This window comes from Levilactobacillus paucivorans (assembly GCF_001437125.1).
Taxonomy (GTDB): domain Bacteria; phylum Bacillota; class Bacilli; order Lactobacillales; family Lactobacillaceae; genus Levilactobacillus; species Levilactobacillus paucivorans.
This window is the reverse complement of sequence record NZ_JQCA01000043.1, coordinates 47,661-65,781: the sequence shown is the minus strand read 5'-3', so window position 1 is coordinate 65,781 and position 18,121 is coordinate 47,661. Positions and strand designations below refer to the sequence as shown.

General features: G+C 48.5%; 18 protein-coding genes and 1 CRISPR repeat array (1 of these 19 running past the window's edge). Of the genes, 12 read left to right on the top strand and 6 right to left on the bottom strand.

Annotation, left to right across the window (positions count from 1 at the left end):
* A CRISPR array of direct repeats spans positions 1-274; the repeat unit is 28 nt; unit sequence GTACTCCCCACGTATGTGGGGATGATCC; it reaches 364 nt to the left of the window's first position.
* Between the two features lie 449 nt (positions 275-723).
* Together IV54_RS04280 and IV54_RS04275 are read left to right on the top strand one after the other, a co-directional pair.
* Positions 724-3,294: a MucBP domain-containing protein gene (locus tag IV54_RS04280; RefSeq protein WP_057878169.1), complete on the top strand. Its 2,571-nt coding sequence runs from the start codon at positions 724-726 to the stop codon at positions 3,292-3,294.
* Positions 3,295-3,503: 209 nt separating this feature from the next.
* Entirely contained in the window at positions 3,504-3,962 is a 459-nt protein-coding gene (locus IV54_RS04275) for a hypothetical protein (RefSeq protein WP_057878168.1), read from the top strand.
* Between the two features lie 34 nt (positions 3,963-3,996).
* On the opposite strand, the gene IV54_RS04270 is transcribed toward IV54_RS04275, so the two are convergent.
* Positions 3,997-4,488, bottom strand: a complete 492-nt coding sequence (locus tag IV54_RS04270; protein ID WP_057878167.1) for a GNAT family N-acetyltransferase — start codon at positions 4,486-4,488, stop codon at positions 3,997-3,999.
* A complete protein-coding gene (locus tag IV54_RS04265; RefSeq protein ID WP_057878166.1) occupies positions 4,485-4,982 on the bottom strand; it encodes a MerR family transcriptional regulator in 498 nt (165 codons plus the stop codon). Before IV54_RS04265 ends, IV54_RS04270 begins: the two co-directional genes overlap by 4 nt.
* 137 nt (positions 4,983-5,119) lie before the next feature.
* Here IV54_RS04265 and IV54_RS04260 point away from each other — a divergent pair, with 137 nt between their 5' ends.
* The 3 genes from IV54_RS04260 (at position 5,120) to IV54_RS04250 (ending at position 9,368) form a co-directional block, all read left to right on the top strand.
* Entirely contained in the window at positions 5,120-5,857 is a 738-nt protein-coding gene (locus IV54_RS04260; protein ID WP_057878165.1) for an SDR family oxidoreductase, read from the top strand.
* 250 nt (positions 5,858-6,107) lie between these two features.
* Entirely contained in the window at positions 6,108-7,259 is a 1,152-nt protein-coding gene (locus IV54_RS04255) for an MFS transporter (protein WP_057878164.1), read from the top strand.
* A gap of 144 nt (positions 7,260-7,403) precedes the next feature.
* Positions 7,404-9,368, top strand: coding sequence for an elongation factor G (locus tag IV54_RS04250; protein ID WP_057878163.1), 1,965 nt, complete (start codon positions 7,404-7,406; stop codon positions 9,366-9,368).
* Positions 9,369-9,462: 94 nt separating this feature from the next.
* Here IV54_RS04250 and IV54_RS04245 read toward each other — a convergent pair whose 3' ends face one another.
* Positions 9,463-10,074 (bottom strand): LexA family protein, encoded by a 612-nt coding sequence (locus IV54_RS04245; RefSeq protein ID WP_057878162.1) that lies wholly within the window; start codon positions 10,072-10,074, stop codon positions 9,463-9,465.
* 408 nt (positions 10,075-10,482) lie between these two features.
* On the opposite strand from IV54_RS04245, the gene IV54_RS04240 reads away from it, so the two are divergent.
* The 6 genes from IV54_RS04240 to IV54_RS04215 all read left to right on the top strand — a co-directional run bounded on the left by IV54_RS04240 (position 10,483) and on the right by IV54_RS04215 (position 13,572).
* On the top strand, positions 10,483-10,920 hold the full coding sequence (locus IV54_RS04240) for a hypothetical protein (RefSeq protein WP_057878161.1): 438 nt from the start codon (positions 10,483-10,485) through the stop codon (positions 10,918-10,920).
* 8 nt (positions 10,921-10,928) lie between these two features.
* Entirely contained in the window at positions 10,929-11,153 is a 225-nt protein-coding gene (locus IV54_RS04235; protein ID WP_057878160.1) for a hypothetical protein, read from the top strand.
* A 26-nt stretch (positions 11,154-11,179) separates the two neighbouring features.
* A complete protein-coding gene (locus tag IV54_RS04230) occupies positions 11,180-11,593 on the top strand; it encodes a hypothetical protein (RefSeq protein ID WP_057878159.1) in 414 nt (137 codons plus the stop codon).
* A 121-nt stretch (positions 11,594-11,714) separates the two neighbouring features.
* Entirely contained in the window at positions 11,715-12,059 is a 345-nt protein-coding gene (locus tag IV54_RS04225) for a phage holin, LLH family (RefSeq protein WP_057878158.1), read from the top strand.
* A 31-nt stretch (positions 12,060-12,090) separates the two neighbouring features.
* The gene (locus IV54_RS04220; protein ID WP_057878157.1) at positions 12,091-12,381 is read left to right on the top strand and encodes a hypothetical protein; all 291 of its coding nucleotides are present in this window, start codon (positions 12,091-12,093) and stop codon (positions 12,379-12,381) included.
* Between the two features lie 147 nt (positions 12,382-12,528).
* The gene (locus tag IV54_RS04215) at positions 12,529-13,572 is read left to right on the top strand and encodes a helveticin J family class III bacteriocin (protein WP_057878156.1); all 1,044 of its coding nucleotides are present in this window, start codon (positions 12,529-12,531) and stop codon (positions 13,570-13,572) included.
* A gap of 117 nt (positions 13,573-13,689) precedes the next feature.
* Here IV54_RS04215 and IV54_RS04210 read toward each other — a convergent pair whose 3' ends face one another.
* From IV54_RS04210 to IV54_RS04200, 3 genes are all read right to left on the bottom strand, one after another.
* Entirely contained in the window at positions 13,690-14,865 is a 1,176-nt protein-coding gene (locus IV54_RS04210; RefSeq protein ID WP_057878155.1) for a hypothetical protein, read from the bottom strand.
* 57 nt (positions 14,866-14,922) lie between these two features.
* Entirely contained in the window at positions 14,923-16,128 is a 1,206-nt protein-coding gene (locus tag IV54_RS04205; protein WP_057878154.1) for a hypothetical protein, read from the bottom strand.
* A gap of 178 nt (positions 16,129-16,306) precedes the next feature.
* Entirely contained in the window at positions 16,307-17,323 is a 1,017-nt protein-coding gene (locus IV54_RS04200) for a zinc-dependent alcohol dehydrogenase (protein WP_057878153.1), read from the bottom strand.
* A gap of 211 nt (positions 17,324-17,534) precedes the next feature.
* Between IV54_RS04200 and IV54_RS04195 the strand changes: the two genes are divergently transcribed.
* Positions 17,535-18,062: a DUF1097 domain-containing protein gene (locus IV54_RS04195; RefSeq protein ID WP_057878152.1), complete on the top strand. Its 528-nt coding sequence runs from the start codon at positions 17,535-17,537 to the stop codon at positions 18,060-18,062.
* Positions 18,063-18,121: the final 59 nt, after the last annotated feature.

The window sequence follows — 18,121 nt, the reverse complement described above, 5'->3', positions numbered from 1 at the left end:
ACGTACTCCCCACGTATGTGGGGATGATCCTCTAAATCACTTACTAAGCTAATTGAGTTACTTGTACTCCCCACGTATGTGGGGATGATCCTTGGCCCCAGAGGCGTGTTTAAAAGTCAGATCCGTACTCCCCACGTATGTGGGGATGATCCTAATCGTTCGGAGCGTTTCCATATAATCATTACGTACTCCCCACGTATGTGGGGATGATCCTGATTCCGAAATTATTGCTAACCTCAAGGCGCTGTACTCCCCACGTATGTGAGGATGAATTGAAAAGTAACAGCTTTTACCGGTAAGAGTTCCTTGTTGATGAGGAATTTTTACCGGTTTTTATATGTACCAATAGATGATGAATATCTAGTGGAGAGTATAGATAATGACACATGATCACCTCAAATCACAGTGAGTGAAACAATGATGATAAAAAATTGAGACTTAGAAATAAACACTATAAGGACACTGTTACACCAACACTTTAGGCTCAATCTATGACTGATATTACATAACACCTAATTTAAACCAAAATTATCTGAAATTCCTGCTATCCCTTGGCACAGTAGTGCTGGATTGGTTTCATGAAGAAAAAGTGACGTAGAATGAACGTTCACAGTATTGTTAAAAACAATTAACGGTGTTATATTAAATGTGACCATTAAATAAACTACATATTGCTGACTAATAACGACTAGGGAATTGTCATTAACGACAGGGGACTTAAAAATGAAAATGGATCAGAAACTAACAAGAAAACAACATCAAAATCGGTGGCTGCTCACAAGCGCAGTTGCGTTAACACTGGGAACCATGGGATTAGCGACAACTGAAGTCGCACATGCCGATACTGCTAGTGGAGCTAATGATACAACGGGAAAGACTGTGACTGGTCAAGAACAACAGCCACAGGTCCCGCTTAAGAAGCCGGCCACAGATACTAAGTCTGAACAGGGCCCCGTTGCCCCCTCAGTTCCCGAGACCCCAGCACCTACATCAGATTCCGACACAACAAAAGATGAAACGATCCCTAAGGATCAGGAAAACAAAGATCCTGAAGACCCCGCTAAGAAAGATGTTGAAACGCCAGCTGATACTACGAATGCGTCGAATACGGGTAAGCAGCAACCTGAAAATACACTAACAACGCCAAAGCGATCCAGTATGTTGAGATCTATGCCAACTCCAAAGGTAGCCACGCCGACAGTGGATGATCTTATCCCAGATAAGAATCTTCAACAGGTGGTCTTATATGCTATTCAACAAACACATCCGGAGATCACAGATGTCTCGCAGATCAACACGGATCTTTTGGGAGAGTTGACAAAGATCGATCTGTGGAATGACAAAGCTAATAAGCAACAGAATGATCAAGATTTCTATAATGCAGTTATCAATGTCAAATCTTTAGAAGGTCTGCAGTACGCTAAGAGTCTGACAACGTTGGCTATCGTACCCGACTCGGCTGCCAGCAAGAAGTGGGGGAAGAGTGGTCAGCACGGGGAGTTATCAGACATTTCGGCTCTTGCAGGGCTTACCCAGTTAACGAGTTTAAATTTGAGCGGGAATCAAATCTCTGATAGTGATACGGCGGCACTATCTGGTTTGACAGGACTTACTACGCTTAACTTGTCCAATAATGATATTACGAACATAGATTTTGTGTCTAACTTAACAGCTTTACAGACAATTAACTTCTCGCAAACGCAGACCGATAGTCCTTATAAAATTACGAGTTTGAAGCCTTTAGCCAAGTTGGTTAACCTGTCCAGTGTTTCCTTTTCAAACAACAATATTTCTGATCTTTCTCCTCTTCGTAATATCACGGCGACGCCACGTAATATGAGTTTCGGTGGTAACCATATTTACGATATTACGCCGGTCCTAGGGCTTGATTGGAAGCCGTTTATTGGGACGGATCCTTATTATATGATTTCAGCAGGCAACCAAACTTGGACGACAGATCAAGTTGCCTTAAATCCTGCGACGTCTGAATTATCGACCTGGTCCTTTGCCTACGACAATCTGTACGACTTTAATGAATTTATGCAAGGTGATCCGCAATCAACTGGAGTTGAAGGCATGATTGGTGCCGGAAACTGGTCGACTTGGAGTCAGCTAACGACGAATGCTGATGGGACTGGCCGAGTGAAATTGATCTGGGATCTCAGTCGGCACAATGACCTCACGACTCCAGCTGCACCCAATGGTCTGACCTTTGGCGGAAGTATCGTCGTCCCTTACACCTTAGATGCTAGCGTTGGCGCTGTGACAGTTGCCTTCCAACTCGACGGTGGCGTTAAGATTGCGCCATTTACTATCCTGAGTGGTAAAACTGGCTCAACCTTGGATGTCTTGAATGACGCCTCGGTTCAAAAGGCTATCGCGGATCTCGAGGATCGTGGATTCACCTATGAAAAGCCCGCTAAATACAACCAGGCTCTCACGGCGACTACCGAGAGTTCGACGGTGACTTATGACAGCGATGCCCAAAATATCACGCTACTCTTCAACCCGCTACAGAAGATTTACCTGGTTGATGAAGACGGCAACGCGATCGGTGACAAGATCGTCAAGGAATCCGGGAAGAAAGATACGGCCTGGAGTGTTGACCTACCTAAGGTTGACGGTTATGACTTCGACCGGGTTGAAGGGAATGGCACACTGACGGATCAGACACTCAGCGGGACCATCCAAGATGTTAACAGTGATATTTATGTGTACTACAAGGCGAATGGTAAGCCCGTCACACCACCTGTTACTCCAGTCGATCCCGGCCAACCCGTTACGGACGGTACAGTTACGGTCCACTACCAAACGGTAGCCGGCAAGCAACTGGCACCCGATGATACGTTAACTGGGACAGTTGGTCAGGCCTACACGACAGTTCCTAAGAGCCTCGACGGTTACAAGCTGGCTACAACGCCAGCTAATGCCAGCGGTGTTTACACGGCAGCTAGCCAGGACGTGATCTACACCTACCAAGCTGTTGAAAATGGTGGTAAGCCTGCAGTCGTGACGCCTAACAAGCCTTCTAAGCCAACGACACCGGCCAAGAAGGGCAGTCAGGCTGCCAAGGTAACGACGAACAAGCCGGCTAAGAAGACGGCCGTTAAGGGCTCGGGGGCCAAGGCAACACAACTGGCAACCAAGGGTCAAGCAGCGGCTAAATTAGCTCCTGCCAAGGCCACAACCTTGCCACAAACCAGTGATCAACAAACCTCATCCTGGTGGGGGCTGGCACTGCTGGCAGTGATTGGATCTCTGTTTGGGTTCAAGCGCGCCAAGCGTCAAGACTAACAATTAAATACCAGAAAAAAGGTCCTCCAGAGGCGACGAAAATGTCGTGGCTGGAGGGCCTTTTGCGCGGTATAACAGTATTTATAGCACGTTCTGATTGACGCTGGTTGGGCCACAAGTTATAGTGAGAGCAACAAGTCGTTAGCCCTGTTAATGATTATTTTAATAAAGGGGCGAGACCCAGTCAGGCAATCCTTGGAGGAAAAATAATGACAAAATTCGGTAAAGTGGTGTTTGTCACCCTGGCGGCACTCTTAGTAGGTGGGGCGATTCCCACGTCGGCCAGCGCGGCCAAGTGGCACAAAGGCAGCCCCAAGGCCTTACGCGGTAATTTTCAGGCCAAACGGACCTCTTCGGCAGAGGGGTTCGGAGCCGCATTCACGCTGACCAAGTCGCGGTTTGAGATGGGCGTCTCCAACATGCCAGTTCAGATCATGTCCCACCTCAAATACAAAAAGGTTGGGAAACATCTCTATCGTCTCAAAGGCCATATCGCGAAGAATGGCTTCGTCCTGGCACGAAACGCGGATTTTGCCGTGTACCGCAAGGGAAAGACCTTTGCCTGTACCGATTACGGTTATCATAAGAAACACGGGTTTGCCAAGGTAAACTATGCCAAACAGGTCAAACATTTCAAGAATGGTGGGCCTATCTTAAAGTCATACTAAGGTGCCCAAAAGCGATCATTTCATAAGGATGGAATCACTGTTTTTTCGTCAAGTTGTCTGAATTGGTGAAAGAGTGATTCTTATTTAGCGCCTTATAAAGTATCCGACTAGGGCGGCCAAACTGATCGTCTTGTTGGTCAACTAGTTGGTAGTCTAAGTGCTCGTAAAGCCCGACGTGCCGGGTGACGATGTACAAGCCGGTAATATCGGCTGCGACCGCTGCCTGTTCAGCCGTCTGGACCAATTTCAAGCTGATCCCACGCTGGCGATAGGTGGGATCGACGTAGACGGTACTGATAAATGGGGTGTAGTCGGTGGCTGGAACGATATCGTTGGCCAACAGGGCACAACACCCCACAAAGCGGTCTCCGTCAGTGGCGTAAATGACCCGTTCCCAGGGTTGCCAGGTAACGGTGGTCATCACCTGGGCGAGGTGGGGCCCCGCTGACCAGGAGATCGCGCCAATTTGCGTAGCGGCCGTGGTCCAAAGGGAACTTGCAGGGGTCAAAGTTTTCAGAGTGATCATGCTTTGGCCGTCCCTTCTGGCAGATTGCCCAAGTCTTTAGGGTCGGCACCATCCGCTACTAACTGATTAAATTCAGCGTGCACAGCCGGGTCGACGTGATTGGTGCCAGGCAGGTAGTGAATGCTTTCTGTCCCGGCCTGGAGCGCTGTCTTGTAGTACCATTTTTTCCAGCGCAGAAAGTCCAGGGTGTGTTGAAGACGGGCCATCTTTGCTTCCAGCTTGGCCTCGTGTTCATTGAGAAAGTCGTAGCGGTCTTGAAGGGTGGTATCACCGGTCATACAGAGGTCGATAAAATTACCAATTTGTTTGACCGGGACGCCGGCTTCCTTGAGACAGACGATGACTTCTAGAAAGTTAAAGTCATTGTCTTTAAACCGCCGTCGTCCCGCCGGATTACGGTCGACGAAGGGCAATAGACCTTCCTTATCGTAATAACGCAAGGTGTAGGGGCTGATCGATAGCTTATCGGCAACCTGTCCAATTGAATAGCTCATGGCAATTTCTCCTTTATTTTTAAATTAGTACTTGACCTAGAGTTAGCTCTAGATTCTATACTACCATTATTGCTTGAGGCGTGGCGGTGAAATCGTCACGTCCCATGGACTGTTAAAAATTTAGGAGGAATTATCTTATGACTAATACGAAACCTTTAATCGTCATCACGGGTGCCAGCTCAGGCTTTGGGGCCGAAGATGCCAAACTCTTTAATGCGGCGGGCTATCCCATGTTGTTACTGGGTCGGCGAGTCGAGAAGATTCGCGAACTGCCATTAAACTTTGATAATGTGATGGTCGCTGCTGTCGATGTGACCGATCAGACCGCCCTGGCCGAAGCGATCCACGCGGCCGAGACCAAGTACGGTGAGACGGATCTGCTAATTAACAACGCCGGTGTGATGTTGCTAGGAAATGTTCAACGGCAGGATCCGAAGGAATGGCAAACGATGCTCGACACCAACGTGATGGGTGTGCTCAATGGGACCCAGATTGTCTTGCCAGCCATGGTTAAACGTCATCACGGCACAATCATCAACATGTCTTCCATCGCCGGATTCAAGGCCTTCGCCAACCACGCGGCTTACGTTGCCAGCAAGTTTGGTGTCCACGGCCTATCGGAAACGATTCGCCAAGAAGTGTCTAACTACAACGTTCGAATTTCCCTCGTGGCGCCCGGTGCCGGTGAGACAGAACTGTTGACGCACGTGACCGACGCTGCAGCCCTGAAAGACTACGAAGCGTGGAAAGAGACCATGGGCGGCTTAACCATGGATCCCAAGTACGTGGCCCAGACGGTGAAATTTATCTATGATATGCCGCAGGAAGTTAACGTTCGTGAAATTGACATCGCGGCAACCCGTCAAGACAGCTAATCATAGCGTGTTCCACGTGAAACAGGGTTGCTCACAATCGATAGTAAAGGTCGTCCACCGCTTAGGGGGTCGGTCAAGTTCTCCTTGCGTTCTGGTAGTCCGATGCGCTACACTTTGGATAACTTAATACACTATCGGAAGACTATTTAGTTAGATAAGGTACTCGTCAGGGTATCGGAGGGTTAAGGCCAGATAAGATGATCGCTCATCTTATTTGGCCTTTTTTGTCTTCCAGGGGAGGAATTTTGACATGCAAACGTCGTACTGGAGTCGTAATTTTATTTTAATTTTAATCGGGAATGCCTTGCTATTCATGGTTTACAACATGCAGGTGCCAGTCCTGCCCCTCTACGGAAAGCACTTGGGGATGTCACCGGCGCAAATTGGAATCTTTGTGGGGGCGATTATGTTTGCGGCCCTGATTACGCGGTTATTCGTACCGTGGTTCTCGGATCGGTTCAGTAAAAAGGTCCTCCTGGTCGTCGGAATTCTCCTCTACCTTTTGGCGGCGGTCGGGTACCCGCTACTCGGTAGCTTTGGCTTGCTGGTATTTCTGCGATTGTTCAACGGTCTCGGACATGGGATCACCACGACCTATTTCGCCACTTCAGCGGCAGCCGAACTGCCGAATGACAAGATCGGTGAGGGGATGGGGTACTTCGGGATCGGAACCATGGTGACGGCCTCGCTGGCGCCGCTGTTGGCCTTGGATCTGGTCCATCGCCGCGGGTTTGCAGTTTTCTTCCTGGCTTGTATCGGGATTCTCTTCGCGGCGATGTTGGCCATCTTTGGTACCAGCAAACCCACCCAGCCGGCCGTAGAGACGGTGGAAGCCGCACCTGTATTCGACAGACAGTTTCTCCCCCAATGTGGCTTAGTCTTCGTCCTAGGGGTCTTAATGAGTGGCGTGATGACCTTTACACCAATTTACGCGGAGATTCGTCATTTGAGTGTCATCTCCGGGTTCTTCTTCGTGGCCGCCATTGCCGGGGTCGTGATTCGACCGATCGTGGGTCGGACCTTCGATCACCGCGGACCACGGGCAATTCTACTGTTGAATACGGTACTTTTGACTGCAGGTGTGTTGATGATTGCCTTTGTCGATCGCAACTGGTTATTGTTGGTGGCGGGTGTCCTTTACGGTGTGGCCGATGGGGCCATTTATCCGACGCTTCAGGCCTGGATCTTTAAAGAAACGACGTTGGCCAATCGAGATACAGCGACGGGGATGTTCCTGAATTCCTACGACCTGGGGATGGGCCTGGGTGCCGTCATCTTGGGCTGGGTCGTCGAAGCTGTGGGTTACCAGGGTATGTTCCTAGTGCTCACGGCAGTCGCGACTATTTACATTGTCTTGGCGTTACTGTTGAGCCGTCATTCCCGCGAATTAGGCGCGGCCTAAGTTAATATAAGTGGAAGCCGGTTGAAACTTGACCGGCTTTTACTGATCCTATGGCCAAAACCCGGTATAATTAAGAAGATATTGGCATTAATGCCGCAAGACTAGACAATTAAAGAATCAATTAGTAGAAAGGAGTCCTGACCCATGCCAAAAATCACAGCGGGCATCGTCGCCCACGTTGACGCCGGGAAGACAACACTCTCGGAGGCTCTGTTATACCAAGCTGGCGCCGTGCGGGAGTTAGGCCGCGTTGATAACGGCGACGCCTTTCTGGACTCGGACACCCTCGAAAAACAACGGGGGATTACCATCTTTTCCCATCAAGCTAGCCTGACCATGCAAGACTTGACCCTAACGCTTCTCGATACTCCGGGACACGTGGACTTTGCCTCTCAGACGGAACAGGTGCTCAGCGTGCTGGATTACGCCATTCTGGTGGTCTCGGCCACCGATGGCATTCAGGGGTACACGCGCACCCTGTGGCGCTTGCTGGATCACTACCAGGTTCCCACGTTTATCTTTGTAAATAAAATGGATGCCGTGACGGCCGACCGGGATCGGGTCCTCGACCAGCTGCAAACGACCTTTTCGCCGGGCTGCTTGGCCTTTGACCAGGGAGCGGCGACGACGCTTCCCGAGGACGCCTATGAGGACGTCGCAATGCAAGACGACACTGTCTTGGAACAGTTCTTGGATACGGGTGAGGTTGCCGACCCGACCGTTCGGCAGTTGATTCGTCAGCGCAAGGTATTCCCTTGTTACTTCGGCTCGGCCTTAAAGCTCGAGGGTGTCTCCGCCTTTCTAACGGGCTTGGCCCATTGGACCAGCAATCCTGTGGTGACGCCAGACTTCGGTGCCAAAGTTTTCAAGATTTCGCACGATGACAAGGGGGTGCGGCTGACCTGGTTACGGATTACCGGGGGACAGCTGGCCACCAAGACCGTGCTACTCGGCGAACAAAAGGTCAACCAACTCCGGGTTTATAACGGAACCAAATTTGAAATTCGGCAGAGTGTCGCAGCCGGCGAGGTCTGTGCGATCCCCAATCTAACGGACACGTATCCCGGTCAGGGACTGGGAAATGTGGCGGATGAACGCACCCCGGAGATTCAGCCAGTGCTGACCTATGCGGTGGATCCGCAAGGGCACGACCTGCATGACTGCCTCACGATCTTCCGGCAACTAGAGGATGAGGATCCCCAACTCCACGTCACGTGGTCCAGCCACCTGCAGGAGATTCGCGTGCAGATCATGGGGAGCGTTCAGCTGGAGATTCTCCAACAGATTTTGCACGACTGCTTTCATTTGGACGTCGGTTTCGATGCCGGAAGCATTCTGTATAAGGAGACCGTCACGAAGGCCGTCGAGGGGGTCGGTCACTTCGAACCCCTCCGGCATTACGCGGAGGTCCACCTGTTGATTGAGCCGGCGCCCCGGGGGAGCGGCCTGACCTTTGCGGCGGACTGTTCGTTAGAGATCCTCGGGAAGAATTGGCAACATCAAGTGTTGTCGAATCTTCGCGCCAAGGAACAACTGGGCGTTCTGACGGGATCACCCCTTACGGATGCCAAGATTACCCTCGTGACTGGTCGCGCCAGCATTGTCCATTCGGTCGGTGGTGACTTCCGTGAAGCCACGTGGCGTGCGGTTCGTCAGGGCCTGATGATGCTCCGTGAAAATGACGGTCTGCAATTGCTGGAACCCTGGTATCGTTTCCGGTTAGAAGTGGGTCAGGATCAAGTGGGTCGCGCTATGACGGATATTCAGCGGATGAGTGGCGATTTTGACACACCGACGGATGCGGGCGAGATGACCGTTCTGACGGGAACTGCTCCTGTGGCCGCCATGCAGGACTATGCGCAGGAGGTCAATGCCTATACGCATGGCAAGGGCCAACTGGAATGCCTGATCGATGGCTATCGACCATGTCACAATGCCGATGAGGTGGTGGCGGCTCAGGCGTACGATCCGGTTGGGGATTTGCCGAATACCCCGGGTTCTGTGTTCTGTGCGCACGGTGCCGGTTATCCTGTCCCCTGGGATGAGGTTCCGGGGATGGCGCACGTGGATTATGCCTATACGCCGGCCGAATTGGCCAAACTCAGCTAGGATGTTTCATGTGAAACACCGACAGTAATTAACAAGTATAAAGGGCCACCACGGTTAGTTTTGACTAACTGTGGTGGCCCTATTTTGTGAGAACTTATTCTAAATTAATGGTGACCCGAATGGCTTTACCGAGAATGCGGTTTTCATTGCTTCGGTCGAGTAGAATCGGGGGATAATCTTTGTTGTCGGGAATCAGAATATATTTGCCATCCTGAATGGTGACGCGTTTCAGTGTGGCTTCATTGTTAATGAGGACGGCCGCAATGTCGCCGTCTGAGACCTCTGGTTGGCGATTGATGAGGACTAGTGATCCATCTTTAATGGTGGGTTCCATCGAGTGGCCCTTAACGCGTAGATAGAAGAGTTCGCCAACGGGGAGGCCAGCCTTAAGCTCCTTGACGTAGCCCTCGATGTGTTCATCAGCTAAGATGGGCGAGCCCCCCGCGATTGTCCCGATAATGGGAATGGAAACGACACCTTGTAAAACTTCACTGGGTTCCGTGCTATCCACAATAGCGGAAGGAGAGACGTTAAAGTAGGTGGCTAGCTGGGTGATAGCCCCAACACGTGGGTAGGTCCGCCCATTCAGCCAATCAGACAGGGTGGAATACTTAATCCCCAAGTCGTCGGCGAGCTTACTCCGCGTGACACTATGGCGGTGCATGAGATTATCCAAGTTCTGTGCCACGACTTCTTTGTTATTCATTGGTAGTTCCTCCTGATCCTTTGGTGTGAGCTGTTTGATTATCATTAAATGTGTTGGTTCACTACACCTTATATTATAGAACTTTAACGGATAAAAGCAATATTTCGCTGATAAAAAGATTATTTTTCCGGTAAAAAACATTGTAATTACGGTTAAACCGTTATATAATCAATTTGTTAAACGGCGTTCCTGTAAATAGGATGACTAGCCTGATGGGGTTAAACATTGTCGTGTCAATACTGACAGCGGTGTGGTCAGAAGTCGGGATTGATTGGGAGGTGACCTAAATTGAAAACCGAGAATAACCGTTATGAAGATAACGGGGTACTTTGTGTACATTTGTTAACGGTTAAACCGTCTGATTGCATTTTGTTTTAGCTTATTAAACGATGAAAAAGAGGTGGAAAGATGAAATTAAACCGACTTTTAGCATGTTATGTCCAACGTAAAAAACGGTATCCTCAGCTGGCATTGACTTATCGGCGGGCAATCATCAAGCAGATTGACAATGTTGAACGTCGTCACGGGTGTTCGTTGGTGGCAATTCCGGATGGAGATAAGGAACTCAAGACGTTACAAAGTCTAGCTTGTCGTGGTGTCCCAGTCCCCTATCGGCATCGGTCGTTGCAAGAACTTCCGGTAGATGAGGCCAATCGGATCAGCGAAAATGTTTTTCAATTACGATTGGCGGGGTATAGTCATCGAGAGGTTATGGCTATTTTGGAAATCGATGCCCAGTGGTTGCAGCCAACGTTTCAACTGGTCGATTACCTACAACTTGGATCAAAGGAAATCAAGGTTACTGAGCCTAAAGGTAGGGGATACCAACTTAACGAGAAAGGATGATGTCATGAATGACAACAAGTGAACTTGTTCGTAATTTAGAGGAGACAGAGAGCCTGCGACACGCCCATCCGCGGGTGATTGAATCGACGCTGTATCTGAATGGTCAGCGAACGATTACGTTTGACGATCAACAATTATTATTTTGGAAATGTGAGTCAACGGTGCTGACGATAACCAACTTAAAGGCTATCTATGACTACGCTTTGAGTGAGAGTCGGCAGGTTAAAGATTAATGATCACTTGGAGAGGTGGGGGTAATTTGAGAATTGGGACATTTCGTTACATTGAAGACATCCTACATGATTATCCGAGTACGGATCGGTACATTCGGGAACGTGAGCAGCAGATCGCAGTGCCTTACTGGCCGGCAGACGAGGTCACGACTGAACGATCGCAAGGTGGGGGCAAGCATCCGCAGACACGGGTAGCCATAACGATTGCCACAGATCGCTATCTGCGGTTATTACGTGAGAATCAAGCAGTGATTGCAGAAACGTTGGCGGAGAGTGATGAGGATACACAAGCAATCATAACGGCATTGTACTTCAAACGGAATTCGATACTAACAATTACAGGGGTCGCGTATCAGCTACACATCGGTCGTAGCGCCGCGAGTCGTAAGCGGACCCGTTTCTTCAATACGGTAGCGAAGCGACTGGGATTTCGATGCTAGGGTAAAAAGCACAAAAGTCGCACGGATGATAGTAAAGGATTCTCTAGAATAGTGCTAGGGCCAGGGCAGACTGATGGGTCTGTCCTTTTTGCTAGGGCCCGAGAAGAAGGAGGTGAATGTGATGATGGCACAGACGATAGATTCAACAGCCTGGTTAACGTTTGGTTTAACGGTTATACCCGCTGCTTACGCTTTGCTACGGCCATGGATTAAAGCCAGAATTGCGGCTCAGAAGGATAAACAACTGAAGCGAGATCTGGAAATTGCTGATAACTTTGCCCAAGCGATTGTCGCTGAGATGGCTGTGATGTCAGGAATGAGCAATGCCGATCGCCGGGAGGCAGCCGTTCAATTTTTGATTAATGAGATGGCAAATCTTGGCAAGGCTATTTCGAAAGAAAATGCCGCGGCGAAGGTGGAGGCGGCTTACCAAAAATATAAACGGCAGGTCAATAATAATCGGTGATCACTGATTATTCTGGAGGGAGGTGATTGGGATGCAAGTCTTCGGACTAAATATTGAGGACTGGGCAAGTCTATTAGGACTTATGGCAACGATATGCGGTGGAATATTTTATCTCTTTCGGATGATTATTTTAAGGCCGCTGAATGAACAGAACCGAGATCTTAGCGAGGCCGTCAAGTCGCTAGCCCATGAGGTTCATGTGAATCGGGAGCACGAGGATTGGGAACATAGGGCGATTGATGGCAAGCTCCACGAGCATGAGGTGACCTTAGCTCGGCACGATGAGGCGTTAAAAACGTTGTTCAAAGGTGAGGAGGAATAAGAAATGTGGACCAGAAGAGTTTTTCTGGTCCATTCTTTTCGCTTAAAAAGGCACAAAATACGCACGTGCTACGGTTTAAAACTAGATATACTTATCACTGTTATCGGCGCTGATGACAAAAATAAACTGTAAAGGTGAATGATAAGTATGACTATTACAACACATTTATTATCTGATTTTGAGAAGACGGATTTGGTGCCGAACAACGCGATGCAAAACTTCGTGCTAGATCCAGCACAGAGCAATATTGGCTATGGAATTTTCGTTTCTAAAGGGAAGTCTCAGCAAGAAATTGTTAAGTATAACTTCGTCGAAGGTGGTACCAGTACACCGATCTCCATGTTGACAATTAAAGGTTATACGGATGGTGATAAAACTTATCTCGCAGGTCATTGTGAATCGATGGATGTGTACGATGACAATGGTGAAACGTACCTTTTGATCACGACTAAGGGGAGTAGTGATGGTAGTTATGGTACTCAGTTAACGCAGGTACCTGTGTCCTTGATTGATCAGAATACAACAGTTTCTTACCATGATCTGCTGCGCATTGGGTCTATGAACAATGTTGGCTCTAAGAAGAGTTGGGGAACGCCTGATCGGGTAGAATTTTCTGTGGATAGTGCCAAAGCCAATATTGTATTATGGGCGTTTGATGCAGATACTAGAAGTCACATGGCACTCTATGCGATGTCTGACATTAAGTCTTTATTCAAGGCTGCTGGAAAGTCGAACACGAGTGAAGTGTCAATTGCGAGTGCAAATTATCGTAATGCGAGTGATTTTGATGGTAATAAAAAGGGAAAGCTATTTGAAGTAGCTAAGTCAAAGGACATCAAAGTGAAGTGCCTTTTACAAGGACTTGTATTAACTAATAATGGAAATGCGTATGTGACGTGTGAATCTGGGATTGGAAGTCCGGAAGGTCCAGTAATTGGTATCAAAAAAATCTGGAAATTTGAAGTTGGCTCAAAAAGTGTTGGGACAGCGAAAGCTTTTGCTAATAAGTATTGGGCATCGTATTCTATTGATCAAGGTCATGCTGGTGATGCTGGCGTCGAACTAGAAGGCATTCATATTGTAGGTGGTAACATTTACATGGGAGTGACATACCACCCTTGGGATGCAGATTCTAATGCCGTAGGTGATGCCAGAAATCGGTTATATTATTTTGATAAAACGTTGGTGTAGTGTTGTTAAGTAGATTTTAAAACTAAGGCCGGGCAAATGATCTTTGATCATTTGCCCGGCCTTAGTTTTGATATTTTTAGTTATTATGAGTAGTGTTTCTTCCACGTAAAATTCTCTTTAATCATCATAGAAAACCTTACCATAAGAAGTGAAGAAAGTCTTACCACCAAAGCTCATAACGCCATAACAACTCATTGGAAGCTTATCATCATCACTTGGAATTGTAACCGTGTAAGTTTTTTGCTGGTTAACAAAAGCAAGTCGGTACTGATGTTTGCCATGATAACGAACTGTTGTTGTTTTGAAGCCAGTCAGAGGTTTCGCCAAGTACAGGTATCGGGTGTGTCCTTTGATACGAGTGCGCTTGATTTTAACCGAAGTTTTTGGTTTCCCGGTGTATTCAATGGGTCGGCCCCAGGGCTGATTCTGATGAACTTCAACGTAGCCATTGGAGGTAATTTGTACACTTTGTTTTGTTAGTGTGCTATAAGAATGTCGAATGGCAGAGAGCCCTCCTAGATATAGATCGCCATGGCTAATACTTTTAGGAAGATAGGCCGGATGACTAACGCGTTTGAAGAATTTAGCTTTCGCGTAGGAAATGCCATCAGTTTGCGCCCACAAGCCTTGGGAATAACCTGGATTCAGGATTTTTTGATCTAGAGTAGTACCGTTGATACACATCTGATTAGAGTAACGATAGGCGTCAACCACAGTTCCAGCCGGGAGTGATACAGATACCTTAACAACGCCCATTCCCAGATAGGGTGTGAACGGCACTTTAATTTTTAGCTTTTTAGTCGTTTGATAGTAGCGAGCCTTGCCTAATTGTTTGTTCAGTTTAGGGAAGGCTTTTGGGGTAACGGACTCAACGGAAACCGTCGCCGTTCCTGTCCATGGCGACTGAGGTTCTGGTTGATAGACATGCTCATCGTCAGTAGGATTGGCGCCCTTGATCAAACTATTTGTCGGAACATAGCCCTTATCCCAGCCATAGGTATCCGCAACATGATAGTAGGTGGTCTCCTGCCCATTATGTGACATTGTGACTTTTTGGGTAACGTAAAGACTAACGGCACCTAACTGGTTTAAAAGGGTCATTTTCTTTGTATGTGTCTTGTCCCAAGAATAGCTTGATTTTATGTTATCGGCCACGTGGTATGCTTCCGGGGTTACGTCCTGAGTCGATGTAATCTTGTAGCCCGATTGAGCGTGAGCGGTGATTGGGCTGGATAAGCTTACTCCCAGTAGCAGAGCCATGAACGCGGTTATTTTGATTGCTTTGTTAAACATTTAAAAGCATCCCCTAACTCCTTAACGATGTGATTATTACTAATAATTATTGAAAGTTTATTTCTCGTTCGAAACCGTTCCATAAGAAGTGTAAAATGTCTTGCCACCGAATGTTAGGCCATCATAATAGGTTGTTCTGGTGAATTCGTCGGTACCGGGGTCCTTGATGGCGTAAGTCTTTTGCTGATTAACTAAGGCCAAGCGGTATTGTCGTTTGCCGTGATAGCGAACCTTGGTGGTTTTGTAGCCCTTTAAGGACTTGGACAAATACAAATAACGCGTGTGGCCTTTGATTTTGGTTCGCTTGATTTTCACTGAGGCCAGTGGCTGCGAGTGGTATTCGGTAGCCTGTCCGTGAGGATTGTTCTGCCGGATTTCTACATAACCGTTGGAAGTAATTTGAACACTTTGTTTTGATAAAATGGCCTTCTGATTTCGAATAGCGTTGATTCCGCCGGAGTACAAGAGGCCAAAGCTGTCATATTTGGGAAGATAAGCGGGGCGTTTGATTCGTTTGAATGCCTTAATTTTAGCGGGGCTGGTGATCAGTTCCCCACCAGCGACCCACAGCCCTTGCCGATAACCTGAACGTAAAAAGTTTTGGCTTAAAGCGTCTGTGTCAATTGCTAGGTCGTTAGATGCTCGATAGCCACCGACGACAGTTCCAGCCGGGATTGTCGTTGAAATGGTTGTAGAACCGACATTCATGTAGCTAGTAGAACCGACATTCATGTAGCTAGTAAAATCGGCATTAAGTTTCACTTTTTTCGTCGTGCGGTAATAAGTAATCTTATTTAGTCGTGAACTAACCTTGCTGAAGGCTTTTTTAGATACACGGTTAACGGTCATGATTTCTGGGGATTGGGACTCCTTGGCAGGTTGGTAAGGTTGAGGATCAGTATCGGTAGGATTGAATCCCTTGCGTAGACTTTTTGCGGTGACATAGCCGTAATCCACGCCATAGTTATTCACAATATGTAGGTAGGCTGTCGCTTTACCTTTGTAGGTCATGGTAACCTTTTGGGTCACATAGACGCTGTAGTTTTTTTGAAACTCATTTAGAAAGGTTAATCGTTTGGTGTGGGTCTTGTCCCATGAATAGTGTGAGCTGATGTTACGTGCGACATAGTATGGTTCCGGCGTCACGTCCTGAGTTGACGTAATCTTGTAACCCGATTGAGCGTGAGCGATAGTGGGGCTGAATAGACCGATCCCCAGCATTAGTGCCGCAATAGCGGTCACTTTGATTCCAGTTTTAAACATTAGAAAAGCCTCCCCTGACTTTTGAAGATAAATACTCCTGTCTCAATAATAAGCCGTTTCGCAAATTGGAACAAGGGGCGCCGTGACGGCATTAGTAGGGAGGGCGACAATCAAAAAAGTATAAAAACGCCTTCCCGATTGGCGACGAGCAAATTGGGAAGGCGTTAAATGACTTTAACTAATCAAAGGTGACGACTACCTTATCCGCGGCACCAGGGGTTCGCGCCATCTTTAAGGCATCGAGGGCCTGGTCGAACGGGAAGGTATTACTGATAATTTTGGCGTATTTGTCGGGGCGATCGATGATGTCGTCGGTAACTTCGAAGATTTCCGTCGGGTAGCCCATGGACCAGACCACATGGAGTTCCGAGGTCAGAACGTTGGCGAAATTCAATTCCACCGGCTTCGTGTAGACGGCTACCACACCTAGCGTGGCCCCGTGCTTGGCGATGTCGAGTACGGTTTGGAAGACTGGCGTAGCGCCGGCGGCATCCAGATAGATGTCAGTTGCGGGATGGACACCCCGCATGAAACCACTGGCACCGTTACCTTGCAGGGCCACTAGCCGTTCGCCGACGTTTTCCTTGGCGGAATTAATGACGGCGTCGGCGCCGATTTCTAGGGCTTTATCCAAACGCGATTGGATGATGTCCACGACCACAACACTGGCCACACCCTTACGCTTGTAGCTGAGGAGGGCCCCAAGGCCAATCGGACCTGCACCGAAGACGACAACTTTGTCACCCGGTTTAGGTTGCGTCTGATTAACCGCGTGGGCTGCGACGGCCATAGGTTCATTTAAAGCGGCCACTTGCCACGGAATGTTCTTGGGGATGACCCGAAGTTGGTGTCCCGGCTGGAAGTACTTGACTAGGACAAAGTCAGAGAGACCGCCCTGAGCACCACCACTGCCTAACAGGCCATCGGTGAATTTCAAGGTATCGACAACCACGTGATCGCCGACCGCGATGCCTTTGACGTTGGCGCCAATCTGGCTAACTTCTGCGGCGGGTTCATGGCCTAGCGGTGTGGCGCCCTGACGAGGTGGAATCCCGCCGATACGGGTGTACATCGCATCCGACCCACAGATACCACACGCTTTCATCTGCAACAGCACATCATTTGGGCCCACTTGCGGGGCGTCGATGGTTTTCCAATCGACTTTACCAGGCCCCGTAACATAAACAGATTTCATGCTGGAACCTCCTTAACTGACGAGGGTTAGTGCCTACATGTGAATGTTAGCACAAATAATTTGATGGTGAAAGGGCTTTCCGTAGTAGTGATACGGTTGATTTGTCCCGGTTAGTGAGGTTTCTCTTGCACGTAACGGCCTCATCCCGTAAACTATCCTAATTAGACACTATTTCTGCGGACAAGTGGTTATAAGGTAAAGGAGAATCATCTTGAAAATTAGTAAAATGCTCTGGGTCGATGCCATCGGGGTCGGCCTTTTCACCCTAGTTTATAGCCTGATCATGAGTGGTTTCTCACTGTGGATGGGATCGGCGGCTTTCGTCGCGGTCTCGTATTTCTTTGGGGCCGGGTTCCCGAGGGATAAGGTTTGGAATATTCTGTTGAGTTTTGCCTTGGGCATTGGTTTTGGACTGATGACCTATCGGCTTATGCAGATTCCCTTTCTCGGGCAGATGTGGCCCAGTGCCATCATGTTTGGCATCCTGACCACGATTGTTCTGTTACTGCAAGGGACGATCATGAAATTCACCCTGGTGCCGGCCTGGCTGATCGCTTGGGGAACCACGATGCTTATCATCACCAACGTTCCGGTTCATCACTGGGGTCTCTTCGTAGGACAACTGTATGGGTCGATGATCCTTGGCATCTTCGTCATTGGTTACGCCTCTGATTACTTCTATCGCGCGGTGTTCAAGCTCTTTCCCGATCGGAAGTCGGCAAATAGCGACGAAGATTAGCGAGGTTATTGACCACCACATAGAAACACAAGGACCCTGTCCACAGACCGTTTACATAA

Bases quoted from the DNA above. Each gene is read 5' to 3' on its own strand.
- IV54_RS04280 (WP_057878169.1), top strand. From the start codon at position 724: ATGAAAATGGATCAGAAACTAACAAGAAAACAACATCAAAATCGGTGG.
- IV54_RS04275 (WP_057878168.1), top strand. From the start codon at position 3,504: ATGACAAAATTCGGTAAAGTGGTGTTTGTCACCCTGGCGGCACTCTTA.
- IV54_RS04270 (WP_057878167.1), bottom strand. From the start codon at position 4,488: ATGATCACTCTGAAAACTTTGACCCCTGCAAGTTCCCTTTGGACCACG.
- IV54_RS04265 (WP_057878166.1), bottom strand. From the start codon at position 4,982: ATGAGCTATTCAATTGGACAGGTTGCCGATAAGCTATCGATCAGCCCC.
- IV54_RS04260 (WP_057878165.1), top strand. From the start codon at position 5,120: ATGACTAATACGAAACCTTTAATCGTCATCACGGGTGCCAGCTCAGGC.
- IV54_RS04255 (WP_057878164.1), top strand. From the start codon at position 6,108: ATGCAAACGTCGTACTGGAGTCGTAATTTTATTTTAATTTTAATCGGG.
- IV54_RS04250 (WP_057878163.1), top strand. From the start codon at position 7,404: ATGCCAAAAATCACAGCGGGCATCGTCGCCCACGTTGACGCCGGGAAG.
- IV54_RS04245 (WP_057878162.1), bottom strand. From the start codon at position 10,074: ATGAATAACAAAGAAGTCGTGGCACAGAACTTGGATAATCTCATGCAC.
- IV54_RS04240 (WP_057878161.1), top strand. From the start codon at position 10,483: ATGAAATTAAACCGACTTTTAGCATGTTATGTCCAACGTAAAAAACGG.
- IV54_RS04235 (WP_057878160.1), top strand. From the start codon at position 10,929: ATGACAACAAGTGAACTTGTTCGTAATTTAGAGGAGACAGAGAGCCTG.
- IV54_RS04225 (WP_057878158.1), top strand. From the start codon at position 11,715: ATGATGGCACAGACGATAGATTCAACAGCCTGGTTAACGTTTGGTTTA.
- IV54_RS04220 (WP_057878157.1), top strand. From the start codon at position 12,091: ATGCAAGTCTTCGGACTAAATATTGAGGACTGGGCAAGTCTATTAGGA.
- IV54_RS04215 (WP_057878156.1), top strand. From the start codon at position 12,529: ATGACTATTACAACACATTTATTATCTGATTTTGAGAAGACGGATTTG.
- IV54_RS04210 (WP_057878155.1), bottom strand. From the start codon at position 14,865: ATGTTTAACAAAGCAATCAAAATAACCGCGTTCATGGCTCTGCTACTG.
- IV54_RS04205 (WP_057878154.1), bottom strand. From the start codon at position 16,128: ATGTTTAAAACTGGAATCAAAGTGACCGCTATTGCGGCACTAATGCTG.
- IV54_RS04200 (WP_057878153.1), bottom strand. From the start codon at position 17,323: ATGAAATCTGTTTATGTTACGGGGCCTGGTAAAGTCGATTGGAAAACC.